Annotated in this window: 27 protein-coding genes; 10 read left to right on the top strand and 17 right to left on the bottom strand. The window is 64.6% G+C overall.

Translation table 11 applies throughout. The annotated features are described in order from the left end of the window. Positions 1–548: amidohydrolase family protein (locus RJQ10_RS18345; RefSeq protein ID WP_350148846.1), on the top strand; the 548-nt coding region annotated here is incomplete at its 5' end. A gap of 63 nt (positions 549–611) precedes the next feature. Here the strand turns inward: RJQ10_RS18345 and RJQ10_RS18350 are convergent. From RJQ10_RS18350 to RJQ10_RS18360, 3 genes are read right to left on the bottom strand one after another with little or no spacing between them, the layout of a single operon-like run. Further along, positions 612–1,490, bottom strand: coding sequence for an SDR family NAD(P)-dependent oxidoreductase (locus tag RJQ10_RS18350; RefSeq protein ID WP_350148847.1), 879 nt, complete (start codon positions 1,488–1,490; stop codon positions 612–614). A 23-nt stretch (positions 1,491–1,513) separates the two neighbouring features. Then, the gene (locus RJQ10_RS18355; RefSeq protein ID WP_350148849.1) at positions 1,514–2,929 is read right to left on the bottom strand and encodes a DUF3482 domain-containing protein; all 1,416 of its coding nucleotides are present in this window, start codon (positions 2,927–2,929) and stop codon (positions 1,514–1,516) included. Beyond that, entirely contained in the window at positions 2,929–4,335 is a 1,407-nt protein-coding gene (locus RJQ10_RS18360; RefSeq protein WP_350148850.1) for a DUF2868 domain-containing protein, read from the bottom strand. Before RJQ10_RS18360 ends, RJQ10_RS18355 begins: the two co-directional genes overlap by 1 nt. A 60-nt stretch (positions 4,336–4,395) precedes the next feature. On the opposite strand from RJQ10_RS18360, the gene RJQ10_RS18365 reads away from it, so the two are divergent. Next, entirely contained in the window at positions 4,396–5,289 is an 894-nt protein-coding gene (locus RJQ10_RS18365; RefSeq protein ID WP_350148851.1) for a WYL domain-containing protein, read from the top strand. Positions 5,290–5,318: 29 nt separating this feature from the next. After that, positions 5,319–5,903, top strand: coding sequence for a hypothetical protein (locus tag RJQ10_RS18370; protein ID WP_350148853.1), 585 nt, complete (start codon positions 5,319–5,321; stop codon positions 5,901–5,903). Here the strand turns inward: RJQ10_RS18370 and RJQ10_RS18375 are convergent. From RJQ10_RS18375 to RJQ10_RS18385, 3 genes are read right to left on the bottom strand one after another with little or no spacing between them, the layout of a single operon-like run. Then, the gene (locus RJQ10_RS18375; RefSeq protein ID WP_350148855.1) at positions 5,884–6,864 is read right to left on the bottom strand and encodes an NAD(P)H-quinone oxidoreductase; all 981 of its coding nucleotides are present in this window, start codon (positions 6,862–6,864) and stop codon (positions 5,884–5,886) included. The genes RJQ10_RS18370 and RJQ10_RS18375 overlap by 20 nt on opposite strands. Before the next feature lie 32 nt (positions 6,865–6,896). Continuing rightward, positions 6,897–7,640, bottom strand: coding sequence for a slipin family protein (locus tag RJQ10_RS18380; RefSeq protein WP_350148856.1), 744 nt, complete (start codon positions 7,638–7,640; stop codon positions 6,897–6,899). A gap of 6 nt (positions 7,641–7,646) precedes the next feature. Further along, positions 7,647–8,999, bottom strand: a complete 1,353-nt coding sequence (locus RJQ10_RS18385; protein ID WP_350148857.1) for an NfeD family protein — start codon at positions 8,997–8,999, stop codon at positions 7,647–7,649. A gap of 167 nt (positions 9,000–9,166) precedes the next feature. On the opposite strand from RJQ10_RS18385, the gene RJQ10_RS18390 reads away from it, so the two are divergent. Continuing rightward, positions 9,167–9,703: a Tll0287-like domain-containing protein gene (locus RJQ10_RS18390; protein ID WP_350148859.1), complete on the top strand. Its 537-nt coding sequence runs from the start codon at positions 9,167–9,169 to the stop codon at positions 9,701–9,703. On the opposite strand, the gene RJQ10_RS18395 is transcribed toward RJQ10_RS18390, so the two are convergent. Further along, on the bottom strand, positions 9,681–10,562 hold the full coding sequence (locus RJQ10_RS18395; RefSeq protein ID WP_350148861.1) for a mechanosensitive ion channel family protein: 882 nt from the start codon (positions 10,560–10,562) through the stop codon (positions 9,681–9,683). The two genes, RJQ10_RS18390 and RJQ10_RS18395, sit on opposite strands and share 23 nt — an antisense overlap. 30 nt (positions 10,563–10,592) lie before the next feature. On the opposite strand from RJQ10_RS18395, the gene RJQ10_RS18400 reads away from it, so the two are divergent. From RJQ10_RS18400 to RJQ10_RS18410, 3 genes are all read left to right on the top strand, one after another. Beyond that, entirely contained in the window at positions 10,593–11,561 is a 969-nt protein-coding gene (locus tag RJQ10_RS18400) for a magnesium transporter CorA family protein (protein WP_350148863.1), read from the top strand. 80 nt (positions 11,562–11,641) lie between these two features. Then, a complete protein-coding gene (locus tag RJQ10_RS18405) occupies positions 11,642–13,273 on the top strand; it encodes a WS/DGAT/MGAT family O-acyltransferase (RefSeq protein WP_350148865.1) in 1,632 nt (543 codons plus the stop codon). A gap of 10 nt (positions 13,274–13,283) precedes the next feature. After that, positions 13,284–14,747: a helicase HerA-like domain-containing protein gene (locus RJQ10_RS18410; RefSeq protein WP_350148867.1), complete on the top strand. Its 1,464-nt coding sequence runs from the start codon at positions 13,284–13,286 to the stop codon at positions 14,745–14,747. A 3-nt stretch (positions 14,748–14,750) separates the two neighbouring features. On the opposite strand, the gene RJQ10_RS18415 is transcribed toward RJQ10_RS18410, so the two are convergent. Further along, positions 14,751–15,773, bottom strand: coding sequence for a zinc-dependent alcohol dehydrogenase family protein (locus RJQ10_RS18415; protein WP_350148869.1), 1,023 nt, complete (start codon positions 15,771–15,773; stop codon positions 14,751–14,753). A gap of 153 nt (positions 15,774–15,926) precedes the next feature. Between RJQ10_RS18415 and msrB the strand changes: the two genes are divergently transcribed. From msrB to RJQ10_RS18430, 3 genes are all read left to right on the top strand, one after another. After that, positions 15,927–17,114: a peptide-methionine (R)-S-oxide reductase MsrB gene (gene msrB / locus RJQ10_RS18420; RefSeq protein ID WP_350148871.1), complete on the top strand. Its 1,188-nt coding sequence runs from the start codon at positions 15,927–15,929 to the stop codon at positions 17,112–17,114. A gap of 104 nt (positions 17,115–17,218) precedes the next feature. Beyond that, entirely contained in the window at positions 17,219–18,016 is a 798-nt protein-coding gene (locus RJQ10_RS18425) for a transglutaminase domain-containing protein (RefSeq protein WP_350148873.1), read from the top strand. Then, positions 18,013–18,612, top strand: coding sequence for a DUF924 family protein (locus RJQ10_RS18430; protein ID WP_350148875.1), 600 nt, complete (start codon positions 18,013–18,015; stop codon positions 18,610–18,612). The genes RJQ10_RS18425 and RJQ10_RS18430 overlap by 4 nt, the downstream gene beginning before the upstream one ends. A gap of 15 nt (positions 18,613–18,627) precedes the next feature. On the opposite strand, the gene RJQ10_RS18435 is transcribed toward RJQ10_RS18430, so the two are convergent. Genes RJQ10_RS18435 through RJQ10_RS18475 form a run of 9 tightly spaced genes read right to left on the bottom strand, consistent with a single transcriptional unit; the run spans position 18,628 to position 26,147 of the window. Next, complete coding sequence (locus tag RJQ10_RS18435; protein WP_350148877.1) at positions 18,628–19,356, bottom strand: hypothetical protein; 729 nt, start codon at positions 19,354–19,356, stop codon at positions 18,628–18,630. Next, positions 19,340–20,128, bottom strand: a complete 789-nt coding sequence (locus RJQ10_RS18440; protein ID WP_350148879.1) for an FTR1 family protein — start codon at positions 20,126–20,128, stop codon at positions 19,340–19,342. The genes RJQ10_RS18435 and RJQ10_RS18440 overlap by 17 nt, the downstream gene beginning before the upstream one ends. A gap of 9 nt (positions 20,129–20,137) precedes the next feature. Then, positions 20,138–20,470: a cupredoxin domain-containing protein gene (locus RJQ10_RS18445; RefSeq protein WP_350148881.1), complete on the bottom strand. Its 333-nt coding sequence runs from the start codon at positions 20,468–20,470 to the stop codon at positions 20,138–20,140. Beyond that, complete coding sequence (locus RJQ10_RS18450; RefSeq protein ID WP_350148883.1) at positions 20,463–21,782, bottom strand: sensor histidine kinase; 1,320 nt, start codon at positions 21,780–21,782, stop codon at positions 20,463–20,465. The genes RJQ10_RS18445 and RJQ10_RS18450 overlap by 8 nt, the downstream gene beginning before the upstream one ends. After that, positions 21,779–22,441: a response regulator gene (locus RJQ10_RS18455; protein ID WP_350148885.1), complete on the bottom strand. Its 663-nt coding sequence runs from the start codon at positions 22,439–22,441 to the stop codon at positions 21,779–21,781. The genes RJQ10_RS18450 and RJQ10_RS18455 overlap by 4 nt, the downstream gene beginning before the upstream one ends. Positions 22,442–22,450: 9 nt before the next feature. After that, the gene (locus RJQ10_RS18460) at positions 22,451–23,248 is read right to left on the bottom strand and encodes an SDR family oxidoreductase (RefSeq protein ID WP_350148913.1); all 798 of its coding nucleotides are present in this window, start codon (positions 23,246–23,248) and stop codon (positions 22,451–22,453) included. A gap of 9 nt (positions 23,249–23,257) precedes the next feature. Continuing rightward, complete coding sequence (locus RJQ10_RS18465; RefSeq protein WP_350148886.1) at positions 23,258–23,944, bottom strand: iron-containing redox enzyme family protein; 687 nt, start codon at positions 23,942–23,944, stop codon at positions 23,258–23,260. Beyond that, positions 23,941–25,434: an AMP-binding protein gene (locus tag RJQ10_RS18470; protein ID WP_350148888.1), complete on the bottom strand. Its 1,494-nt coding sequence runs from the start codon at positions 25,432–25,434 to the stop codon at positions 23,941–23,943. The genes RJQ10_RS18465 and RJQ10_RS18470 overlap by 4 nt, the downstream gene beginning before the upstream one ends. Then, positions 25,431–26,147, bottom strand: coding sequence for a thermostable hemolysin (locus RJQ10_RS18475; RefSeq protein ID WP_350148889.1), 717 nt, complete (start codon positions 26,145–26,147; stop codon positions 25,431–25,433). The genes RJQ10_RS18470 and RJQ10_RS18475 overlap by 4 nt, the downstream gene beginning before the upstream one ends. Positions 26,148–26,195: the final 48 nt, after the last annotated feature.

Genomic DNA, 26,195 nt, shown 5'->3' on the forward strand with positions numbered 1-26,195 from the left:
TGACCTTCGGCGGGCTGACTTCCGAGGACTACTACTACCAGGACACCGAAGTCTGGAAGCACCGGCTGCTGGCCAACTTCGTCCCGCCCACGGTGCTGCAGCCGAGATCGGTGCGCCGCCCCATGGCCCCCGACGCGGACTACCGCGACGACGATGCCGCGGCAGCCGCGAAAACCCTGTTGGACGAGGGCGTCCTGGTCAACACCGGCGGCCACGGTCAGCGCGAGGGCCTGGCGACACACTGGGAGATGTGGAGTTTCGTCCGCGGTGGCTTCAGCCCCATGCAGGCCCTCGCGGCGGCGACCATCAATCCGGCCACCTATCTCGGCATGGAAGGGGACATCGGCTCCCTGGAACCGGGCAAACTGGCGGACCTGGTGGTCCTGGAGGCCAACCCGCTGGAGGATATCCGACACTCTGACCATATCAGCCACATCGTGCTGAATGGGCGGGTCTATGAGGCGGAATCACTCAGCGAGGTGTTCACCGGTGAACGGGTCCTGCAACCCTTCTGGTGGCAGGGTCGGCCGGAGGCTGAGATTCGCTAGGGCCCGCGATGTGGCCCAGCCGTCGCCACCACTGCCCCGGAACGCTGCGGCAGGCGGCGCCGACTACAGGGTGGAGCGTCCCAGCAGCCCGGTGAGGCGGCGCACCAGCCATTTCGGCGTCGCCCGGGCCGCCAGCGTGGTCGCCAGATTGAGCGTGCCCGGCACGACGATGGCCTGCCCTTTCAGGCAGGCCCGCCAGGCTTCCCCGGCGACCTCCTGGACATCGGAAACCAGCATCGCCGGCAGATTCTGCAGGGTACTGGAGCCCGCCTGGGCCCGGGCCATCATGTCGGTGGCGGTGATGCCCGGGCAGAGGGTGGTCAGGGTCACGCCGGTGCCACGCAGCTCCTCCCCCAGCGCTTCGGACAGGGACAGCACGTAGGCCTTGGTGGCGGCGTAGGTCGCCAGGCTGGGAATCGGCTGGAACGCCGCAATCGATGCCACGTTGAGCACCCGGCCGCTGCCGCGCGCTGCCATTGGCGGCACGAAATGGGCCAGCAGATCGGTGAATCCCCCCACATTCAGTTGCACCATGGCCTGATGATCTGCCGGCGTCATGGCCGTGAATGCCCCGTGCTGCAGCACGCCCGCGTTGTTAACCAGTACGTCCACCGCCACGCCCTGCCGCTGCAATGCCAACCACAACTTGCGGGCGCTGCCGCTGGCCGCCATATCCAGGGACAATACGGTGACGCCGATGGCGTGGCTCTCGCGCAGGGCCTGGGCCAGCGCTTCGAGCTTGTCCCGGCTGCGGGCAACCAGGACCAGGTCGTAATCCTCTGCCGCAATCAGCCAGGCCAGGGTCTCACCTATGCCTGAGGAAGCGCCGGTAATCAGGGCCGTCCTGCGCACGGGGTCGCTGGCGGAGGAGCTGGCAGAGGACCGGGGATTGCGCGGCTTGCTGCCGGCGCCCTTCGGGTTGTTGGACTTCGTGGGGCTCATGTCGCTCTCCTCCAGGGGTGGTTTCAGATGTCCCGTTGCAGGCATTGCGCTTCGATCAACGCCGCCAGCTGTTGCCGCCGCTCGGTAAGCTTCCTGCCCTTGCGCAGGTCGGCAAACACGCGCCCGAACTGCCGCCGCTGACTTTCGTCCAGATCCGCGAGCAATTGACCGCCCAGGTTCAGGGCACTGCGATCCGCGTGAGTGCGGCTGCACAGCAAATGGTGATGCAGCAGCGCCCGCCCCAGCACCACGAAGGGAAAATTGAGATTGCGGGCGGGACCGTAGTGCAATTCCTTGCCTCCCGTCGGGATGCCCCGGACCCGGATCTCGCCAATATCGTTGGCGTAGCGCAGTGCCGCAAGGCCGCTACCGGCGGCGCCGAGTGCCCCGGAAACCAGGGTCCCCAGACCACCCAGGAGGCCCCCGGTTGCACCGTCGATAACCAGGCCTGTGCCGCCTCCCACCACGGCACCCACCGAACCCGCAACGGTCACCAGGGAGCGGCGATCCAGCCCCCAAAGATACCAGTCATCGACATTGAACAGCTCCGACTCTTCCAGCGCCAGCCCCTCCTCCGTGCGGGTCAGGCTGGTCCAGGAGAACAGCTCCTCCACCTGGCGCCGGCACTGCCGCTCCCGCTCCGCGAGGTGGTGCTGGTAACGCTTGAACAGCAGCGCCTGCACCGGCTCCACTGGCAGCCCGCGCGGCACTTTCTGCGAGGTCTCCCAGGTGATCGCCTCGACCAGCAGGTCGGCAATCAGCAGGCTGGCGGCCCGGTGTTGTGCCGCGCGCTCGTCGCGCAGCACTGTCACCGCCCGGGACAGCGCATCGCGCCAGCCCGGGTCCAGGTGCCCGAACAGTTCCAGCAGCTCCAGCTGCTTGGTCAACTCCGCGCGCTGGGCGTCGAACTGGCGCACGGTGCGAAAATACTGGCCCAGTCCCGCGTTCCATTCAGCGGCGAAGTCATCGCTGTCGATGGGATTGATCAGCGCCAGGCTGGGCCGACCGGTCCAGCGCAGGATCTCCATCTCCGCTTCATAGTCCGCGCTGAAAGGCACCGAACCATCGACCACATAGATGATACCGGCGCCGTTGACGATGGGCTGTAGCAGTTCACATTCATCGTGGAAGCGCGGGTCCGCGCGGTGAACCTGCACGAACTGGCGCACGGCGGCGGGTCGGGACGCCGCATCGGCACTGTGCGCCTGCAGCCAGTCCAGTACCGCGCGAGCGCGCTGGATACCGGGCGTATCCACCAGCACATAGAGCGTCTCCTGGTCCACCCGCATGGGAAACTCCCGGGCGTTGCGGGTGGAGCCGGCGCGGGCGTCAATAAACACCGAATCGTCCCGGGCCAGGGTCGCGACGATGCTGGACTTGCCCTTGTTGGGACGCCCGACCACGGCGAACGCCGGCGCTGTTTTCGGCGATGCTGCCATCAGCGCTGCACCCGGTTCAGCAGTTGCACATCGACACTGGCAAATGGCAGTGAGCGCACGAAGCTGCGCCAGTCCTCGACCTTGCGGTGGGGAATCGCCTTGCCGGGCAGCGGCGCCAGCAGGACGGTACAGCGCGGCACACCGGCCAGGGGCTCGAGCAGGTCCCGCAGTTCCGCCAGCGGCGGCTCCCAGGCCTTCACCACCAGCAACAGCCGCTCGCTGGAGGCCACCGGCAGCGCCTGCAGTCGGGCCAGATCAGCTGGCAACCCCGCGGTCCCGACGACCAGCACCTGCGCCGGCACCAGCGCTTGCAACTCCTCGAAGTCCGCGGGGCCACCCGGTCCCAGTGCCCCGCCATAGTCCACCACCAGCAACCGGGTATCCGTCACCGCGAATCCCAGCGGCGCGGGGTCCACCTGCGCCACCGGTGCCGCGCCGGCCTCCGCCCTGGCGCGCGTGCTTACCAGCGGCGCCTGCATTCTCGCCAGCACCTGCTCTGCCCCGGGATAATGGAGAAAACTGCGCACCAGCAGGCGACGGCAAAACAGGCGCGACAGGACCCACAGCAGCAACCGGGGCAGCAACGCGTAGACCAGCAGGCACCCCCACAGGAAAGACCACCAGCCACGCATGCTTTCAATGGCGCTGCGATCAAGGGCTGCGGTTGCCGGGTGGAACCGGCTGCTCGCCACCACCTCGGGCGGGACGGTGGCCAGCGGCAACCAGGCAGACCACGGCAGCGCCAGAATTTCGGTCAGGCGCTGTACCAGCCCGGTGCCCGGATTGAAGGTGGAGCCCCAGACAAAACTGAACTCGCCCAGAGCAGGCACCAGCAGGAAGGCCAGCGCCGCGCCCACGCTGAACAGGGCGCCCAGTTCCTGCCCGTAGCGCAGGAACAGCATGCGCAGGACCGGCTGCGCCTCCCGCAGGGTGCGCCGGTCCGGCAGGCTGCGCTGCACGATCCAGCGCGCCGGGTGCAGCGGCAGCGCCATCGGCACGTGGCCCCTGACCGTACGCCACATCATCGCACCCGCCAGCAGGCTGAGTGCGAACTGCAGCAGCACAAATAGCGCCAGGAACAGGAACACGTTTACCAGCGCCCGTTCACTGCCAAAGAGGAAGCCCGCCATGGTGACAAAGCCGGCCAGCAGTGCCAGCAAGCGCACCAGCAGTGCCAGCGATGCAGCGGAAAGAGGGTGCTCGACTGCATCCGCGGCAGCGTCACCCGCCGACGCTGAAACCTTGTCCAGCCAGTACAGGAGGCGCGGCAGGGGCGCGGTTGCGGCCAGCCCGGACGCCACCGCCCGATCCCGCTCCCGCAATACGGACACAGGCTGTTCCCGGTCCTGTTGCAACCGTGTGGCCAGCCGGTAAAGATCCGCCAGATCGGGCCTGCTGTCGGTCATTGCGTTCTGCTCTATGTTCGCGGGCGACATGTCGGTGTACGATACAGGCATTCTGCCAGCATGGGGAGCTACCGCAGCGTGATCACCGCCAGCCACGGCAAGTGGCCCATTCGCTGGGACCTGCTGGTCCGCTATCGCTTTATCGAAACCATCGTGCTCTGGGAGGGACGCCTCACCACCCGCCACCTCTGCGAGACCTTTGGTATCGGCCGGCAACAGGCCAGCAAGGATATCAACAGCTATATCCGCCAGATCGGCCCCGGCAACCTGGTCTACGACAAATCCCTGAAGGGCTATACCCCGGCAGCCGGTTTTACGCCCCGTGTCACCCAGGGTGTGGCGGACGAGTACCTGCACCTGATGGCGCGCAACAACGAGCTGTCCAACGTCTTCGAATCCCTGGCCCTGAACGTAGCCAATGTGGAAGTGCTGTCGGTTCCCGTACGCGATGTCAGACCGGAAGTCCTGCGCCCCATCATGCAGGCTGCGCGGCAACAGAAACGGCTGGAGGTGGACTATGTCTCCATCCAGCACCCGGACCGCGAGGGCCGCATCATAGTCCCGCATACCCTGGTCTATACCGGCCTGCGCTGGCATGTGCGGGCCTGGTGCGAAAAGAATCAGGAGTACCGGGATTTCGTGCTGAGCCGTTTCCGGGATATCCCGGAAATCCTCGATGACTCGGATCGGGGCATCGCCGGGGACAGCGAATGGAATACGCAAGTGACCCTCCGCATTATCCCCGACCCGCGCCTGCGCGAAGACCAGCGCCAGGTGGTGGAAACCGATTACGGCATGCACCAGGGCGCGCTCACCATCACCGTGCGCGGCAAGCTGGTTCCCTACGCGCTCAAACTGTTGCACATTGACCCTGACACGGCGCAGGATGACCCCATGGCGCAGCAGATCGTGGTGGCAAACCGCGCGGAACTGGCGCCCTGGCTGTTTAACTGAACGATAACAACTCCACGGGAGCACGCACCATGGGCCATTTCTTCACCCGCATTGCCTGGACCATCATCATTCCATTGCTGCTGGCCAGCAACATCCTGATCCTGACCTGGCGGCCCGCCACCGCCGCTGTCTCCGAGTGGCTGGACGAAGCCGGCGTCGGTACCGTCTACGTGCAAATGCAGCAGAGGCAGACGGAACAGGGCCTGGAACTGGCAGCCGCAGAAGCCCGCAACAATGAAGTCAGCGCGCGGATACAGGCCACCGGTAGTGCTATCCGCCAGCGCACGGTGCAGAGCGCCAGCGCCACCGTCGGCTCCCTGCCTGCCGGTGCCGTGCCCTACCTCGGCTGGGCCGTCGTGGTCGGGGTTACCGGTTACGAGCTGATGCTGGCCTGTGAGAACCTGCGTGATCTCAACGCACTGTACTCAGACTTCGGCATCGAGGCCGACACCAGCGACGAGTCCATGGCGTTTATCTGCGACCCCGATCTGCGCAGCTTTGCCGAAGCCTATGAGCGCATTCCCGATGCCCTGGCAGAGGAGTACGCCGAATTCCAGGCCTGGGCCAAGGCCACCGAGAGGGCCCTGCCCGCGGCTACCGTACCTGCAGAATGATCTTGCCGATGTGGCGGCTGCTCTCCATGAGCTCATGGGCGGCGCTGGCTTCCGCCAGGGGGAAGGTTGCGGCGATAACGGGCTTGAACCTGCCCTGCACCAATAACGGCCAGACATGCTCCCGCAAGCCCGCCGCAATCGCCGCCTTCGCGGCGGTGGATTGTGGCCGCAGGGTCGAGGCCGTCATGGTCAGGCGCTTGAGCAACACGGGCACAAAGTTGACCGTGGTCTCGAAGCCCGTCTGGTAGGCAATATTGACAATGCGACCATCCAGCGCCGCCAGCTGGATATTGCGATTGATATAGTCGCCGCCGACCATGTCGAGGATGACGTCCACCCCGGCGTCCCCGGTCACCCCGGCGAGCACCTCCCGGAAATCCTCCTGCCGATAGTTGACTGCCCTGGAGGCCCCGAGCTCGACGCAGGCCTGACACTTCTCCTCGCTGCCGGCGGTGGCGTAGACCGTGGACCCCAGTGCGCAGGCCAGCTGGATCGCGGTGGTGCCAATACCTGAACTGCCCCCGTGCACCAGCAGACTCTCCCCGGGCTGTAACCGACCGCGATCAAACACGTTGGTCCAGACGGTGAAGCAGGTTTCCGGCAGCCCCGCGGCGGCCAGCAGGTCCAGTTCCTTCGGCACCGGCAGGCATTGCCCCGCGGGTGCGGTCACATATTCCGCGTAGCCACCGCCATTGGTCAGCGCGCAAACCCGGTCACCCGTGCTCCAGCCAGAGACCCCGGCGCCTACCGCCGCCACGGTTCCCGCCACCTCCAGCCCCGGCAGGTCCGAGGCGCCGGGAGGCGGCGGGTAAAAGCCCAGCCGCTGCATCACATCGGGCCGGTTGACGCCGGCAGCCACCACCTCGATCAGGAGTTCTCCGGCCCCGGCCCGGGGTGCCTCACGCTCGGCCACAACCAGCACCTCCGGACCTCCAGGCTGGCTTATTTCAATACACTGCATACAGTCTCTCGTTAGGAAAGTGGAAGATATACTCAGGTGAACTTCTTCATGATATCCACTGGCAGGGGGAACACAATGGTGGAGCTCTTGTCACCGGCAATTTCCACCAGGGTCTGCAGATAGCGCAGCTGGATGGCCGACTCCTCAGTGGCGAGTATCTTCGCGGCCTCGGCCAGTTTCTCCGCTGCCTCCGCTTCACCGTTCGCATGAATGACCTTGGCGCGCCGTTCCCGCTCGGCCTCGGCCTGCTTGGCGATCGCGCGCACCATGGACTCGTTCAGGTCTACGTGTTTGATCTCCACGTTGGCGACCTTTACTCCCCAGGCCTCGGTCTGCTTGTCGAGAATCGACTGGATGTCGTCGTTGAGACGATCGCGCTCCGCCAGCATGTCGTCGAGATCATGCTGACCCAGCACTGACCGCAAAGTGGTCTGGGACAGCTGGCTGGTGGCCTCGAGGTAATTCTCCACCTGAATGATGGCCCGCTCGGGATCGACCACGCGGAAATAGATCACAGCATTGACCTGTACCGAGACGTTGTCCCGGGAAATCACATCCTGGGTCGGCACATCCATTACCAGGGTGCGCAGGTCCACCCGCACCATCTGTTGCAGGATGGGGATGATCACGATCAGACCGGGGCCCTTGACGCGGTAGAAGCGGCCGAGCATGAAAATGACACCGCGCTCGTACTCGCGCAGCACCCGGAACATGGACAGCAGCAAGGCGATGACCAGCACCAGGATGACACCACCGAACGTTTGCATCTCGAACATTGTCGCTTACTCCTTTGCGGTTGCTACCGCTTGCTTGTGTACCACGACGGTAAGGCCGTCGATCGCCGCCACCGTGACCTTGTCGTTGACCGCCAGCGGAGCGTCGCTGCGGGCGTGCCAGATCTCGCCGTCCAGCCAGATCCAGGCCTCCTCGCCTTTCACCCGGCTGACTGTCGCTGTAGTGCCGAGCAGGTGCTCGACGCCGGAAACCACGGCCTGCCTGCGCCCCCGCAGGATCATGCCCAGGGCAAATACCAGCAGCCCGGCGCTGAACACAGTCACCGCAACAATCATCGGCAGGGCCAGCTGGAATGCCGGCAGGGTGGTATCCATGAGCATCACCGAGCCGGTGACAAAGGCCGCCACGCCGCCCAGGCCAAGCACTCCAAAACTGGGGGCGAAGGCCTCCGCCACCATCAGGCCAATGCCGAGCAGGATAAGGCCCATCCCGGCGTAGCTGATCGGCAGCATCTGCAATGCGTACAGCGCAATCAGCAGACTCATGGCACCGACGATCCCTGGCAGGCCGATCCCGGGGTTGTAGAATTCGATCACCAGCCCGTAAATTCCTACCAGCAGCAGCACATAGGCGATATTGGGGTTGGTGATCACCGAGAGAAACTCGCTGCGCCAGTCCCGTGGCTGCTGGATCACGGGCACACCCGCTGTGCGCAGTGCAACCGTCGCCTCGCCCACGCTCACCTCACGCCCGTCCAGCTGCGCGAGCAATGCCTCGGTGCTGTCCGCCACAAGGTCAACCACACCCGCCTCCAGGGCGTCCTGCGCTGACAGACTCACTCCCTCGCGCACCGCAAGTTCCGCCCAGTCACCGTTGCGGCCGCGAAGCTGCGCGAGGCTGCGTATGTACGCCACCGCGTCATTGACGATCTTGCGCTCCATGGCACTGCCCTTGGCAGGCTCCGGCGGAGCGGCGCCATCCTGCGGTTCGTCCGCACCGGGTAACTGCGGCAGGCCGGGGCTCCCACCCATCTGCACCGGAGTGGCGGCACCGAGGTTGGTACCTGGCGCCATGGCGGCTATGTGGCTGGCGTACAGGATATAGGTACCAGCGCTGGCCGCGCGGGCGCCGCTGGGAGCGACGTGGGCAATCACCGGGACAGGGGAGGCGAGAATCGCCTTGATCATGTCGCGCATGGCGGTATCCAGGCCGCCCGGGGTGTCGATACGCAGCACCAGGGCACTGGCGCCGGCGTCCACGGCCTTGTCCAGCGAGCGCAGCAGGTGATCGGCGCTGGCGGGACCTATCGCGCCCTCGATATCGACCACCCAGACCGCCGCCCGCGCCGGCCAGGCCAACACCAGCAGCATGAGCAACAAGCTGTACCCGAATCTTGTCATCGTACTGTGGCTCCTGCGATCCATGCCGGAAGTATAGTGCACTTGTCGCCCGCTTGCGGCGCGAAAGCATGCGCCAGATCATGGGCGCGGGGAAACAGGGCGCTATACTGTCAGGATACGGAGAACGGGAGACTTTCATGCAAATGAGATTGGTTTTAGTGTTGGCAATGACAGCATCTGTGGCCTGTGCCGAGTCACGGCATGCGGGCGATCCTGCCACTGCCGTCGAGGCAGAGGCACAAGCCCTGGTGCAACAGTTCGTGGGGCAACTCAAGCCCCAGCTGCAGCAGGCCATCGCCGAAGGCGGTCCGGCTCAGGCCACGGCTGTATGCGCCAACATTGCCCCGGCGCTGATGGATGAATTGAGCGCCAGTTCCGGCTGGGAGGTGCGCAGGGTAAGCCTGCAGCCTCGCAACACAGAGCGCGCCGTGGCAGATTCCTGGGAGCGGGAGGTGCTGGAGCGTTTCAGCGCTGAACAGACCGCGGGCACTCAGGCCCAGGCCCTGAATTACGGGGACACGGTGGATGGGCAGTATCGCTACATGCAGGCCCAGGGCGTGGAACCGCTCTGCCTGTTGTGCCACGGCAAGGAGCTGGCGGAACCGGTGAAGAAAGCCCTCGCGGAGTACTATCCGGAAGATAGCGCCACCGGCTACAGTCCGGGCCAGGTGCGCGGGGCGATCAGTCTGATTGACCGCCGCTAGTCCGCGCTTCCCGCACAAGGCGCAGCTGCCCATCGAGGTGCACATCCCGCTGCGGGAACGAGATCACGATCCCCTGCTCCCGGAACAGTTCGTCAATGCGAAAGCGCAGGTCGCTGCGAATCATCCTGAGACCGCGCTCCGCTGTCGAATGAATCCAGAGATTGAGTTCGAACTCCAGCGAGCTGTCGCCGAAATTGTCGAACAGCACCAGCTTGGCAGGGGTCTCCAACACATCCGGGTGTTCGTTGGCGGCCTGGTACAACAGTTTCTCGACCTGGCGAACGTCAGAGCCGTAAGCGACCCCGACGCGGATGGATGTGCGGACCAGATCGTCCTCCAGGGTCCAGTTGGTGACCGTTGTCTCCAGCAGCTGGCTGTTGGGAATCAGCAGGTGTACGCCGTCCACCCGGCGGATGCGGGTGGAGCGGGTGTTGATTGACTCGACGGTACCTCGCACCTCCCCCAGCTCCAGGAAATCACCGATCTTGATCGGCCGCTCCCACATCAGGATCCAGCCGCTGATAAAGTTGTTGATGATATTCTGGGCCCCGAAGCCGAAGCCGATCGCCACCGCCCCGGAGACGAAGGCGAACGCGGCCAGGGGCACGCTCAACAGGTCCAGGGTGGAGATGGCGACAATCACCATGCCCAGGATCAGCCAGGCCCGCGACACCAGCTGAATCACATTGACATCGACGCCGCGCTTGCTCAGCCGGCGCCGCAAAAAACTGCCCGACCACATGACCAGCATCACCCCGAACACGACGAAGGCCAGCACCGTGAGAATCTGCGCCAGACTGATGCTGACCTCCCCGAAAACGATTAGAGGCACTTGCAGGATTCGGTTAAGCTGTTCCATTGACACGTTCCCCGGGGGAGATAGCAGCGGATGATGAAGACCAGATTACTCTCGGCGCAGGGCCAGTACCAGTACGGCGATCAAGGCCTGATAGAGCAGTGGCGTGAACAGGGCGATAGCATACTATGGCTGGATATTGAGGGGGAACTGACGGCAGATATTCAGGCCCTGCTACTGTCGCTGAAATGTGACCCGCTGGCCATCAGCGACTGTTCAAGGGTGCGCCATCCCCCCAAGGTCGAGGAGTTTGATCACGATACTTTTATCCTGTTTCGCGGCATGAGCAGGATGGATGAGGACCTGAACCTGCATCCCATGCCGGTGGGAATGTGGGTGAGCGAACGGCTGCTGATCACCGCGCATCCCGGGCACGCAGTCAGCGTGCAGCATTTCTGGGACCAGGAGGAGCAGCAGCTGCTGCTGAAGACGCCGAATATCCTGGCCATGCGCATCCTGCACTATGTCGGCGGCCGCTATCTCGACAAGCTCATGGAGTTCGAAGATACCCTGGCGGGGCTGGAGGACGCGCTGCTCGCCGATGAGACCGATACCGTGATGAGGGAACTGGTGGTCTACCGCTCGAGACTGCGCAAGCTGCACCGCATATTCAGCTATCACCGGGCGCTGGCGGAGCAGATCCTGCACGGGGGCACTGTTCACCTGGGCTCCGGCAAGGACAAGACACACCACGTCCGCAGGGACCTTTTCGACCGCTGCGAACGGCTGCACAGCCTGTGTCACATGTACTACGAGATCTGCGGCGATCTGGTGGAGAGCCACATTTCCATCACCTCTCACCACCTGAACAACACCATCAAGATCCTGACCATCATTACTGCAGTGTTCATCCCGCTCAGCTTCATCGCCGGCCTCTACGGCATGAATTTCCAGCACATGCCGGAGCTGGGCTGGCATTACGGCTACTTTGCCGTGCTGGGCGTCATGCTCACCCTGGCCGTTGGCATGCTGGCCCTGTTCCGGAAAATCCGCTGGCTGTAGCGGAGACGTACCGGGGCTTCCCCCGCGCGTCCAGAGAGTCTATTGTTGCACTGAGCACACGATAACAGGGCCAGAAGATAATGCGTGCAATCAGCCTTGCCGATGCCGGCTTCCTGATGATGGAGAAGCGCGAGACCCCCATGCATGTCGGGGGATTGCATCTGTTCAACTTCCCCGAAGGCGTTAACCAGCGCCAGTTTTTGCAGGAGGCACTGGAAGTACTGCGGATCCAGGAAGACTACCGGCGGCCCTTTGGCGAATACGTAACCACGGGGCGAGCCGGACCGCTGCGACTGTATTGGGAAGAAGACGCGGATCTCGACATCGACTACCACGTCCGCCACTCTGCCCTGCCGCAGCCCGGCCGCTACCGCGAGCTGTTCATGCTGGTATCGCGCCTGCACAGCACACTGCTCGATCGCAGTCGCCCGCTGTGGGAAATCCACCTGATCGAGGGCCTGCAAAACAACCAGTTTGCACTGTACAGCAAGATGCACCACGCAGCAGTTGACGGTGCCTCGGCAATGCATATGGTCAACGCCATGTACTCCCGGGGTCCGCAGGACAGGACCCGGCATTCGCCCCTTTCCTTCGTCGCCTACGAGACCTACAAGAAAAAACTGCTGGGCGACCAGCACCCGCGGGTGCAGCCCCGGGGCAGGGAACTCAAGAATGTGATGGAAGCCTTGCGCCAGCAATACGACACGACTGCCAACCTGGTCAGCGCCTTCCGTCAGTTCGGCGGGGCTTTTTTTGGTCGCAGCGGCAGCCTGTCGGTCCCCTGGCACCAGGTACCGCGCACATCCATCAACACCAGCGTCACCGGTTCCCGCCGTTTTGTCGCCCAGTCCTTCGAGTTCGAGCGCGTGCGAGGAGTATGCAAGGCCACCGGGGCCACGGTAAATGACATTGTACTGGCGATGTGCTCAGGGGCACTGCGCCGCTATCTGGCAAGCCAGAATGAGCGCCCCGCCCACTCCCTCAAGGCCATGGCGCCGGTGTCCCTGCGCGAAGCGTCCGACCTGGATTCGTCCAACGCCGTGGGCTTCATTACCGCCGACCTGGCAACCGATGTCGCAGACCCTGAACAGCGCCTGCGCAAGATCCGGGCCTCCATGGCTGCGGGCAAGGACCTGCTCAGGGGCATGACCGGCCGCGAGGCCAGCCTGTTCATGCAGGTGACCCAGGTTCCCGCCCTGCTCAGCTCGATCCTGGGGCTGGCGGGCCAGTTCCCTGCTTTCAGCACGGTGATCTCCAATGTCCCCGGGCCCCGGGAGCAACTGTACTGGAACGGGGCAAGTCTGGAGGGCATGTATCCGGCGTCGATCGTTTTCGATGGCTTCGCCATGAACATCACCCTGGTCAGCTACCGCAAGCAGCTGGATTTTGGCATCGTTGCCTGCCGCCGCTCGGTACCCCAGGTACAGCGTATCATCGACTACCTGGAGGAGGCCCTGCGGGAGCTTGAGGAGCTGGCGGGGCTGCCCAGCGTGGCAGCGACCGCGACTGGCAGCCATCGCCGGGCCGCGGCTCCCGCAAAAGCGGGCCGCGCCAGCACTGCAAAGCGGACAGGCAAGAAAAAAACCGCAGCGCAGGCCAGGACCGGGGCGAAAACCGCAAGGAAAGCCACCACGAAAGTCCGCAGCACACGGAAAAAAACCACCCCCGCCGTCAAACCGAAGCTGGCGACCAGGAAACCCAAACAGGGATAGCAAATACGCAATGACAGATAGCATTCTCATCGGCGGCAACGCCGCCGGCCAGGTCGGCCTCATTCCTCGCTACGCCAACCGCCACGGCCTGATCGCCGGGGCGACGGGCACTGGCAAGACGGTCACCCTGCAATGCCTGGCGGAAGGCTTCTCCGACCTCGGCGTGCCGGTCTTCATGGCCGACGTAAAAGGCGACATTTCCGGGATAAGCCAGGCTGGCAAACCACATCCCAAGATCGACGAACGGGTGCAGTTTATCGGGATGGAGAACTACCAGCAGCGCGGCTATCCAGTCGCCTTCTGGGACCTGTTTGGCAAGCTCGGCACGCCAGTGCGCACCACTGTCACCGAAATGGGGCCGCAGCTCCTGTCGCGCCTGCTGGACCTGAACGACACCCAGGAAGGCGTCATGACCGTGGTGTTTGAATTTGCCGACAACGAGGGCCTGCTGCTGGTGGACCTCGCGGACCTGCGCAGCACGCTCGAATACCTCGGAGAACACAGTGCCGAGCTGGGCCCGGGGTTTGGCGTCGCCAAGGCGTCGGTAAACGCCATCCTCAGGCGCCTGCTGATGCTGGAGCGCGAGGGAGGCCGGGTGTTTTTCGGCGAACCCTCGCTGGAATTGAAAGACTTCATGCAGACTACCCGCGACGGCCGCGGCGTGATCAATCTGCTGGCAGCGGACACCCTGATACAAAATCCGCGGGTTTATTCCACGTTCCTGCTGTGGCTGTTGTCGGAGCTGTTCGAGGAACTGCCGGAGCTGGGTGACCCCGAGCAGCCGGTACTGGTGTTCTTCTTTGACGAGGCTCACCTGCTGTTCCGCGACGTGCCCAAGGCGCTGCTGGAGAAAATCGAGCAGGTGGTGCGCCTGATTCGTTCCAAAGGCGTCGGCGTCTATTTCATCAGCCAGAGCCCGAGTGACATACCCGACGCAGTTCTGGCCCAGCTCGGCAACCGGATCCAGCATGCCCTCCGCGCTTACACACCAAAGGAACAGAAGGCGGTGCGCGTCGCGGCGCAGTCCTTCCGCGAGAACCCCGAACTGGATACCGAAACCGCGATTACCGAACTCGGCGTGGGCGAGGCGCTGGTTTCCACCCTGCAGGCCAAGGGCATTCCCTCCCCGGTGCAACGGGTGCTGGTGCGACCGCCCGGTTCCCGGATGGGACCGGCAACTGCGGCAGAGCGCACAGCGATTCTCGCCCACGACCCCAACCAGCGCCTGTACAAGGACCCAGTGGACCCCAGGTCAGCACACGAAATCCTGCTCGAGCGCACGGCTGCGCGCCAGGCCGCGGAAGAGAAGGAAGCACTGGCGACCCGGGCCGGCACCGGGAAAAAGCGCAGCAGCAGCCGCCAGAGTACCAGCGAAGCTCTCGTCAAGAGCATGGTGCGCAGCCTGGGCTCCGCAGCCGGCAGCAGCCTGGGCCGGAAACTGTTTCGCGGCCTGCTGGGATCCCTGCTGAAATAGCCCCTAGACCAGCAGTACCGCGGCGCCGGTGAACGCGCCGTGGCGCAGGTCCGCCAGCGCCTGGTTCGCGTCCTCAAGTGCGTAGGTCGTCACTTCCGTGCGCACCGGAATGGCGGCCGCCAGCGCCAGGAATTCCTCTCCATCCGCCCGGGTCAGGTTGGCGACGGAGGTCAGGCTGCGCTCCTGCCAGAGCAGGCTGTAGGGGAAGGACGGGATATCACTCATGTGGATCCCGCCACTCACTACGGTGCCTCCGCGATCGACATGCTCCAGGGCGGTAACCATCAGTTCGCCCGTGGGCGCAAACACCAGTGCGACGTCCAGTACTTCGGGCGGCGGAGAGCTGCTGGCACCGGCCCACACCGCGCCGAGCCGCAGCGCGAGCGCCTGTGCCTCGCCGTCACCCTCCCGGGTGAAAGCGTAAACCTCCTGGCCGTGATGCACGGCGACCTGGGTGATGATATGGGCGGCGGCGCCAAAGCCGTAAATACCGATACGTTGCGGACGACTGCCACCTGCCAGGCGCCAGGTGCGGTAACCGATAAGCCCGGCACAGAGCAGGGGCGCCAGGGACAGATCCGACGCCGCCTGCGGCAGAGGAAAGCAGTAGCGGGCGTCCGCGCGCACGTACTCAGCATAGCCTCCATCCAGGGTGTAGCCAGTGAAACGCGCCTCGGGACACAGGTTTTCCTGGCCGCGCTGGCAGTAGCGACAGCTGCCGTCGGTAAAACCCAGCCACGGCACGCCCACCCGGTCGCCCCGCCGGAAACTGCTCACACCGGGTGCCGCCACCACCTCGCCCACGATCTGGTGGCCGGGAATCACCGGCAGCAGCGGGTCGGGCAGCTCGCCATCGACCAGGTGCAGGTCAGTGCGGCAGACGCCGCAGGCCCGCACCCGCAGCAGGACCTGCCCCTCATCCTCCAGTACCGGTAATGGCAGATCGCGCAGGACCAGCGCCGAGCCGGGTTGTTCCAGCACCATGGCGCGCATGCTGGCGGGCAGGTTGTGCGCGGCTATCGTCACGCTGAACTCCTCTTGTTTCGCGAGCCGGTGGTTGGCACCAGCCCGAGCCAGGTGTTGTCATGGTACGACCGAACTCCGGGCTTCCGCCACTGTCAAAAAATCCACTGAGCCCGCATTCACGTAGAAGAACCGTATTCCAAGGAGACAACTTTGATGACCGGACGCACGCTGACATCAGTGCTTTCCACCCTGGCACTCACACTCTGGCTCGCGGCAGAGATCGGCCCGGCGCAGGCCAACTCACGCTACGCACCATCCACGCCCGGGCTGGCCGTGGCGACTTTTGCCGGCGGCTGTTTCTGGTGTGTGGAGCAGGGTTTCGAGAAAATACCCGGTGTGGTGGAAGCGGTATCCGGCTATAGCGGTGGCAGCGAAAGCAGCCCGAGCTACAAGCAGGTGGCCTCAGGCCAGACAGGGCACACCGAAGCCGTGCAGGTGTACTACGACCCGCAGCAGATCAGCTATGAGGGCCTGCTGGAGGGCTTCTGGCGCTTCATGGACCCAACCGATGCGGGGGGCCAGTTTGTCGATCGCGGCCGCCAGTACCGGCCGGCGATTTTCTACCACAATGAGCAGCAGAGGCAGGTCGCCGAAGCCTCCAAGGCGGCCCTCGCTGCCACTGGTCGCTACGAAAAGCCAGTGGTTATTGAAATTACCGCCCTGGCCTCTTTCCATGACGCGGAGGAATACCATCAGGACTACTACAAGAAAAACCCGCTGCGCTACAAGGTCTACACCTTCAATTCAGGCCGCTACCAGTTTATCGACAGTGTCTGGGGCGACGACCGCAACATTGATTTCACCCGCTTTACTCCGGAGCACAACGCCATGATCACGCCAGGTTCTACCCCGGATGCGGCCGGCAAGGGCTTTGATCCCGCCACCTTCCAGCGCCCGGACGACGCCACGCTGAAAAACCAGTTGAGCGACGAACAGTTCAAGGTCGCCCGCCGGGACGGCACCGAGCGACCGTTCAACAACCCCTACTGGGACGAAAAACGCGATGGCATCTACGTTGACATCGTTTCCGGAGAGCCGCTGTTTTCCTCCCGGGACAAATTTGATTCCGGCACCGGCTGGCCCAGCTTCACCCGTCCGATCGACAAGAGCATGGTGGTGGAGAAAACCGACCGCAAGTTCTTCATGACCCGCACAGAGATACGCAGCCGCCACGCAGATTCACATCTTGGACATGTATTCAATGACGGCCCGGCACCCACCGGCCTGCGCTATTGCATGAACTCGGCGGCCATGCGGTTTATCCCGCTGGAGGATATGGAAGCCGCCGGCTACGGTGACTACCTCGACGCGGTGGCCGCCCCGCTGTACGGGGGCAGCTGATGCGCTTGACCCGACCATTGCCGCAGCAGCCGAGAAACAGCGCGTAAACAAAAGGCTGATTTGGTACAGTGCCGCTTTGGCTCCTGACGCGGCGGACTCCCGGAATGTGGTTCCACACCAGCTGTGATCTCTCCTTCGAGATCCTCGAACCCACCCCTTTCATGCTGATGCTGAGGCCCCGTCGCGGCCCCCAGCAATGGGTCGCCCGGGAGGAGTACCATATCAGCCCCAGCGTGCCGGTCTCGGAATTCACCGATGGCTACGGCAACTACTGCCAGCGCCTGATCGCCCCACCGGGAGAATTCAGTATCCACACCGCGGCGGATGTCCTGACCCAGGACAAAATCGATGTCGCTCCCGGCGCTCCCTGCGTGCTGGTGCAGGACCTGCCGGACTCCGTGCTCAGCTTTATCCTGCCCAGCCGCTACTGTGAATCAGATCGCTTCTACAACATGGCCAGCGAAATCACGGCGGGACAGCTGCTGGGCTACGACCAGGTCGCCGCAATCGAGGACTGGCTGCGGCGAACGATTCGCTATCTGCCGGGCAGCAGCGAGTACCCGGAATCCGCGGTCGAAGTCAACCTGCGCCAGTCCGGGGTCTGCCGCGACCTTTCTCATCTTGGTATTGCCCTGTGCCGCAGCCTCAGCATTCCCGCCCGCATGGTGGTAGGTTATCTGTACAACCTGGAGCCCATGGATATGCACGCCTGGTTTGAGGCCTATATCGATGGCCGCTGGTACACCTTTGATGCCACCCAGGCCAAGCGCGAGCAGGGTTATATAGTCGTGGGCTATGGACGCGACGCCACCGATGTCGCCATCTTCAACCAGTTCGGCGCCCCGGTGACCCAGACTGTGCACGACATTCGTATCGAGCGCACCCAAGGACTGCGGCGATGAACCGCATCGATACCATTCTCGAGTACTGGTTTGGCGACGAAGGCGACGATGCTGTCGTCGCGCAGCGTCAGGGCAAGCTGTGGTGGAGTAAAAGTGAGGCAGCCGATTCGGACATTCGCGCCCGGTTCGAGCCTGAAGTCATCGCGGCCGGGGCCGGCAAACTGGACCACTGGCGCAGCTCCGCCCGCGGCTGGCTGGCGCTGATCATCCTCTGCGACCAGTTCCCGCGCAATATCTACCGCGGCACTCCCCGTGCCTTTGCTTTTGACCCCGCTGCCCGCACCCTGTGCCTGGACGGTATCGAGCGCGGCCTGGACCTGCAGCTGCGACCCATCCAGCGCGTGTTCTGCTACCTGCCACTGGAGCACTCCGAGAATCTGGAACACCAGGATCGCGCTGTCGACCTGTTGCAACAGCTGGCGGCCGGAGTACCGGAACAGCAGCGGGACACTTTCGGTAACTTTGCCGACTTTGCCCTGCGCCACCGGGTCGTCATTGCCCGCTTTGGCCGCTTCCCGCACCGCAATGGCGTTCTCGGGCGCGCGTCCAGTGCCGAGGAAACCGAATTCCTGCAGCAGCCCGGCTCCTCTTTCTGAGCGCTGGACCCGGCGTCAGAACTCGTACTCCAGTACCGCGCGAAAGCTGTAATCCGAGGTGGCCTGATCCAGGCCCCAGACGACGCCGGCTTCCCAGCGCAAGGCCTGCCGCGGCCCGATGCGGGCCATCCCCAGCAGAACCGGGCCCAGTGCCCGGGTGTCCTCGCCGAGGTACAGCTCCACAGCGGGCTCCAGTCCCGGTGAGTGCCGGTAGCGCGCCTGCAGCGCCACCGTGGTCTCCAGCTCATCGGCGATATCGTCGCCCCACTCGTAGCCGAGGCCGAGGTTGGCGGTAGCGCTGAATCGCCCCAGCTCCCGCTCCAGCAGCAGTGTGGTCGAGTACTCCCAGATGTCGTAGTCACGTGACCGCTCCAGTTCAAACAGCAGGGCGTAATCCAGCAGGTACTCCCCCTGCTCCGACATCTGCCACAAAACTTCCGCTTCCCAGGCCTGCACCTGCAGGCTGCGCTCCGCGCTGGCCTCGCCAATCACGTAGAGCTCCGCAAAAACATACTCCGCCACGGCCCTGCCAAGGCCCAGCTTGTGGGTCTCATACCGCGCCTCACCGGTAACCGGATCATCGCGCTGCTGTACCGCGCGCCACTCCAGCTCCCACTCAAGCTGCTCGACGTAGGGATGATAAATCTTGTCGATAACGCTGCCATCGGCATACCCTGGCAACGGCAAGGACCACAGCAGGCCCAGCCATGCGACAGCCGGTGTCGCTCTAGACAGTTGTTTCACGGGATATTCTCCATTTACGGCCGGCCGCTGCGGCGGCAACGGCCAGCACCAGGCTGGCGCCGTACAGGGTGACCTGCAACACACCCGGGGTCGCCTCGTAGCCCAGCACTGCGTACAACAATTCGCCGATGAAGGACTGCTCACTGACGAGTCCCGAGCTGTCCCACAGCGGTGCTTCCTGGGGCAGCCAGTCGACCTGCTCCAACAGCATCGTGCCCTGCATGACCATGCCTGCGCCTATCAGACCCAGCGCCACCAGACACACACGGCGCGATGCGACCGGGGCCAGCGCCAGCAGCCCGGCGTAGACCAGAACCCCGGCGCTCAGCCCTATACCAGCGCCGAGTGCGCTACCGGCCCACACCGCCCTGGCCTGGTCGCTCGCAGCGCTAAAGGCCTGCACATAGATCTGGATCTCGGCACATTCGCGAACAATGGCAAAAGTCACCGCGAGACCCATCAACGCCCCCAGCAGCCGCCGGTGGCCGGACTGCGGAAACGCCACGCACAGGCACAGAATGGGCAGCACCAGCAGAAACACAGCACCCTGCAGGCTGGCGTTGGTCACTTCCTGACCGGCTCCATCCAGCGCCTCGGTCAGGGTCCCGAGTGACCTGGAATAGACCATCACGCAGACCACCGACAACAACAGTGCCCACCAGAGCCAGTGCCTGCGCAGGCGTACATTGTGTGCGAGCGCGAGCAGAACGCTGACCAGCACTGCGGCCTCGAGCACCTCCCGCAGCACGAGAACGACAGAGTTAAGCAACATGTCGCCTCCTCACTCGACCACCACCCGCCCCTGGGCAGTGCGCGGGTTGAATTCGCCGAAAAACGGATACACCCCCGGCGCCAGCGGGCCGATAAAAATGTTGGCCTTGCGGCCGCCCATGATCACCTTCTCCCGGTTCAGCTCGTAGCTCTCGAACTCCTCCGGCGTCGGGTCGCGGTTGTAGACCACCAGTTTTATCTTGGTGTTGGCGGGAATGCGGATTTCCTCGGGCTGGAACAGGTGATCGCGGATCTCCAGTTCGAACACCGGCGTCTTTGCCAGCGCGGGCAGGCAGGCCATGGCAAGGGCCAGCAGCAGCGCCAGACGCCCGGGGCTACGCATTTGCCCGGGACCCGCCGGCAAACGTCACAGTGACTGCCAGCCCGCTACCCAGAGGGCTGGCACCCAGGCTGATGTGTGCGCCGTGCAGCTGCATGATGTGCTGCACAATCGCCAGGCCCAGACCGGCCCCCGCGACACCGTCCTGCAACCGTTCCCCCACCCGGTAGAACCGCTCGAACACGCGCTCGCGCTCGGCTTCCGGTATTCCCGGCCCGCTGTCAGCGACCTCAAGCACCACCCTGCCCTCGCGCTGGCCGGCAAAGACCGCGATTTCGCCGCCGGCAGGGGTGTACTTGCGGGCATTGTCCAGCAGGTTGCGCAGCAGAATCTCCAGCATCGCCTCGTCACCCTGCATGAGCACCCCTTCACCCGTCAGCGACAGTGACTGCCCGCGAGCCTCGAATTCAGGCCAGCAGTTCGCCGTCACCCGCTGTGCCAGTGCGTGCAGGTCCATAGTGTGGAAGTTGGCCTTGATCAGCTCGGGCTGGGTACGGGCCAGATCCAGCAATTGTTCCACCAGGTGCTGCATGCGCTCCACCCCGGCGTTGGCGTGGGCCAGGGCGCTGCTGCCCGGCCCGATTTCCCCCTCCAGATTGTGGAGGTGGATCTTCAGCGCGCTGATGGGTGTGCGCAGTTCGTGGGCGGCGTGGGAAGCGAAATGTTTCTCCCGCTGCAGGGCGGCTGCCAGGCGCAGCAGCAGGCCGTTGGTGGATTCGATAACCTGGCGCAGCTCTGCCGGAGGTTGTGCATACTGCAGCGGCGCGAGATCGTCACTGGCCTTGCGGTTGATCTGCCGGCTCAAATCCCGCAGCGGCGCCAGGCCCCAGCCCACGACCACCCAGATCAGCAGCGCAGCCACTGGCAGCCACAACAGCAGTGGCGTAACCGACTCCAGGACCACGCTTTCCGCCAGCAGATGGCGCACATCGGCGCGCTCGGCAACCATGCTCCAGCGCTGCTCGCCGCTGGCTACGGTGAGAGTTCGCCAGCGGTAGCCGGCAAAATTGACATAACGGTAGCCGGCAGTGAACGGGGTCAGGGGGCGGGACGGGGCGCTGGCGGAACGCAGCAGCAGATCTGTCCCATCCCAGATCTGGAACACAAAACCTTCGGCGCCGTTGACGCTGCCGGGCCCGGCGCTGGAGCCGGGATCAACGCTGGTGAGGATATCGCTGGCATAGCGCAGCTGGGCATCGAGCAACTCCTCGGCCTTCTCCATGCTGGCGCGATAGCCATTGAGAGCCGCCAGAAACGATACCAGGGTGAACGCGGCCACCAGCATGATGACCAGCGAGGTACGTATGGACTTCATCGTCGAGGCACAGTGTAGCCTATTCCCCGCACGGTCTTGATGAACTCCTCAGGCAGTTTTTTCCGCAGGTGGTGAATATGCACTTCCAAGGCGTTGCTGCTCACCTCCTCACCCCAGCTGTAAAGCCTGCTCTCCAGCGCCTCCCGGGTAAGTACCTTGCCGGTACTCTCCATCAGCGCCTTCAGCAGCATGTACTCCCGCCGCGGCAGCTCCAGCGGCGTCTCGGCCACGGAAACCGAGTGGGCCGCGGTATCCAGTTCGACGCTGCCGACATGGAGTCGACTGGTGGATGCGGTGGCCGACAGACGCCGCTCAATCACCCGCAGGCGGGCGGCCAGTTCCTTCATATCAAAGGGTTTGGCCAGGTAGTCGTCGGCGCCACGGTCCAGGCCTTTTACCTTGTCCTCGGCGCCGTCGCGGGCCGTCAGCAGCAGCACCGGCAGGCCGCGGTTGCTTTCGCGCAGCTGCGACAATACCTGCAATCCGTCCATATCCGGCAGGCCCAGATCCAGCACCACCATGTCCGGCTGCTCCGCGCGCACTGCGGCCAGTGCCTGCCTGCCAGAGCCCACATGATTGACGGCAAACCCCTCCCGGCTCAGGGCCGCCTGCAGGCCCGCCGCGAGAGAGCTGTCATCTTCAACCAGCAGAATACGCATGCCCAGAGTTTACTCGTGCCTGCTGGCGGCCGCCAGCGCGTAGCGCCGAACCACCGGCAGCTGACGCAGCAGCGCACGATCGACCAGGCCCGGAAAGATGCTGTTGAGCTTGATGAAGAAACGCTCGGGCCAGCCGACAGCGCGCACCCCGCGGTTCGTTGCCAGCAGGGACATAAGCTCCCTGGCGACGCGCTCCGGGGGATCCATGGCGTTCCCCAGCTCACGGTTCATCGCCTGCACCTCCGCGCTGTTCATTGCGGTGTCCGTAGCCCGCGGGGCCAGATACTGGACCCTGACGCCGCTGTCCGCCAGCTCGCGTCGCAGGGCCTCGGTGAATCCACGGAGGCCGAACTTGCTGGCACCGTAGCTGGTGTACCCCGGAAAACCGATACTGCCAAATGCGGAACCCACATTCACGATCGTGCCGCCGCGGGTCTTGAGAACCGGGAGCAGGTCGCGCACCAGCAGCATAGGCAGCAGCAGGTTCAGCTCCAGCGTCTGTCGCAGCTCGGCTTCGCTGTGGCTGGCCAGCAACCCGAAGTGACTGACGCCGGCATTGTTGATCAGGCCGTCGATTGCCGCTCCGGCCGCGGTGACCAGGGCAGCGCGGCCCTCGGCGGTGGCGAGGTCCGCTGCCAGCACCTCGTGCCCGGTTCCGGGCAGGCGGCCGCGCAGGGCCTGCAGGGCGCCTTCACTGCGTGACACCAGTAACAGCTGGGCGCCGGCACCCGCCAGCGCACTTGCGAAGGCCTGGCCAATGCCTCCCGCAGCCCCGGTGAGAACAATCCGCTTGCCCGCAAGGTCCACAGGCAAGTCCTAGGCCGCCAGCTGCAGTGCCTGCTCGGCACTGACACTGCGATAGACATCGGCGTACAGGTGATAGAACTGGCGCGCGCAGTGCAGTATCTGGCGCTGGTCCTCCGGGCATTCGATACGGTTCATCAGGTTCTCGAAAAACTGCACATGCTCGATATCCAGTGCCCCGTGCGAACGCAGGTAGCCAAACGCCTGCCGCGGCAGGCCGGTAGCAGAGGCGATGGCCTCGGCTGCGCTGTCTGCCACCGTGATCGAGGTGCCTTCCAGCACATGCACCATGCCAAAAAATCCCACCGGATTGACCCGATCAATAATGTGGTAGGCATAGGCCACCATCAGCTCGGTTTCCCGGTTGGGGGTACTGTTGCGCGCCCTGTCCGCATCATAGCCACAGGCGGCGATGTCGCTGAGAATCCACTCCTGGTGCCCGAGCTCCTCCTCGATATACTCGGCCAGCGCGGTGCGCAGCCATTCCTTGTCTCCGGGCATGCGGGCACCGGCTGCCATCAGCAGGGGCACCGTGTGCCTGACATGGTGATAGGCCTGCACCAGAAACGCCACATAGCGCTCGCGATCGACCCGCCCGGCGAGCGCGTCCTGTACCAGACTGGTGCTGAGCAGGGCCTCGCGTTCGGTCCGGGTACTGTCTTGCAGTTGCCGGAAAAAACCGGTGGCTGGGGTAGTCATATGGCTTGAGACTCCTTCAGTGGGGAATAACACAGTTCCACGGCGGCAGCAAAATGCGCCGCTATCTGCGCGCGACGGGGACGCCCGTTCGCGGTCAGTAAATCATTGCTCGCCAGCGGGTGCGCAAGCCGGATCCAGTCGCCCACCCGGGCGTAGTCGGGCAGGTGTTCGTTGGCTGCGGCAATGGTCGCTGCGATCGCCGCGTCGCTGCAGCCGGCATCCGCCGGGTACACCAGGGCGACGCACCAGGGGCGATCGTCTCCCAGCACCACCGCCTGCCGCAGTATTCCGTCAGCCAGCAACTCGCTTTCCACCCACTCCGGGGAAATATTGCGGCCGAAACTACTGATCAACAGGTGCTTGCGCCGACCGGAGACAGTGAGAAAACCATCGGCGTCGACGCTGCCCAGGTCACCGGTGGCGACGGGCCCGGACTGCCAGCTCACCGGGTCATCCAGATACCCCAGGAAACGATTACCTTCGACCCACAGCTCGCCCTCGCGTTCCGTTACCCGCACGTGAGGCAGCACCTGGCCGCTGGTGCCGGGACGATCCATCCCGGGGGTGTTGAGGCTTACTACCGAGGCGCTCTCGGACAGACCGTAACCCTCGAACACCGGCAGCCCACCCTCGCGTACTCGCTGCAACAGCGCCGGTGCCACCCGGGCACCGCCCACTGCGCAGAATCGCAGGCTGGCGGGCGCGCGCCATCCTGCCTGCAGTGCCTGGTCGAAAAGCGCAAGGAACTGCGGTATCAGGATCAGCGTCTGCGGCTGCCAATGTGCGAGGGCATGCAGCAAGCGCTGCGGATCAATACCGGAGCTGCCGGCAAGCCCGGTTTCCGCCGGTGGCGGCAGTACAACCTGCCCGCCAGCGAGCAGGGGCATATAGACACCGGCAATATTCTCCAGCAGCGTGCTCAAGGGCAGTAGCGACAGGTGTCGCGGCGCCCGCAGACCGACGGCACCGACCAGGGCGGTAGCAACACTCAGACACTGCGCAGTGGACAGGCAGACGCCCTTGGGAGTGCCGGTGGAGCCGGAGGTGAACGTGATCTTGGCGGTGCCCGCCGGGATCAGCCCGCCCGCGCCGGCAGGCAGCCGGTCCAACAGCAGCCCCGGGCACCGGGGCAGCGCATCACCGGGGCCGGCCGGCAAGCCCAGCAGGTCGCGCAGGCGAACATCGCTGGCGACCGCTTCTACTCCCGCCGCCCGCAAAATATGCTCGCGCTGGGCGGAACTGAAGAACGTGGGCACCGGCACCAGGCAGATGCCGCGGCTCTGGGCGGCAAGATCCAGGCGCACCCAGTCAGGGGAATTGTCGGCGAAGAGGGCCAGGCGCTGGATACCCAGTGCAGCCAGATGGGCGCCGAGCATCGCGATGTCATCCACCAGCTGCGCAGCCGTTGTGCAGCTGGTGCCATCGGTGAGCACGGTGTCCCCGGGGCTTTGCCGAGCGCGCTCTGCCAGCGCCAGCAGCAGGGAGTTCATGCGCAGTGCTCGCGGATTGCACTGGCCAGCACGGCGACGGAGGAGTGGTATTGGTGCAGGGTCGCCGCCAGGGCCGGTTTCGCCAGCACCTGCTGCCTGGTCAGCGCCATATCCCCCACCATGACCCTGGGGTCACCCTCGTAATAGCGGCCCCAGGAGGCCGCCGCCGGGCCCAGGCGCTCCGGCCTGGCGGGGCCGACGGTGAGCGGGGTAAAACCAGTGCGACGAATGGAGAGCCGCACGGCGCGGTTGGCGGCGAAAATCAGGTAGCGAATGCCCGCGTCGTGGATCGCGGCGGTAACCAGCAGGTACAGCAGGGCTCCCTGGCCAGGATGCGAGGCAGCGAGGTTGCCCAGCTCCATCAGATTACCGGGCGAGCAGTGGACTCCGTGCAGGGCAGCGACCTCCTCCAGTGCCGGGCGGTCCAGGTATTGTTCGCAAAACAGGGGACCGTGATTGGCGCTGCGCAGGCCGAGAGCGGCCGAGAAATGCTCGCCTTGCTGCAGACTGCAGAGCAGGGGCAGGAAACCCAGCACGCGCGCATCCCAGGCCGCCTGGAACACCGATGCGATGTACTGCTCCAGCCGTTCGCGCCGCGGATGGAATTCGGGGCAGGCATCGACCAGTGGCAGCCCGGCACCGGCCATGGCCTGGGGAAGCGGACCGGGGGCCTCGCTGCAGCTCTGGATCTCGATCGTCGCGGGTTTCACCATCGTGCCTCGGGTGGCGGTTGATGGTAACGACTCTAACGCCCCATTCTT

This window comes from Haliea sp. (genome assembly GCF_040222615.1).
In the GTDB taxonomy this organism is placed as follows: domain Bacteria; phylum Pseudomonadota; class Gammaproteobacteria; order Pseudomonadales; family Halieaceae; genus Haliea.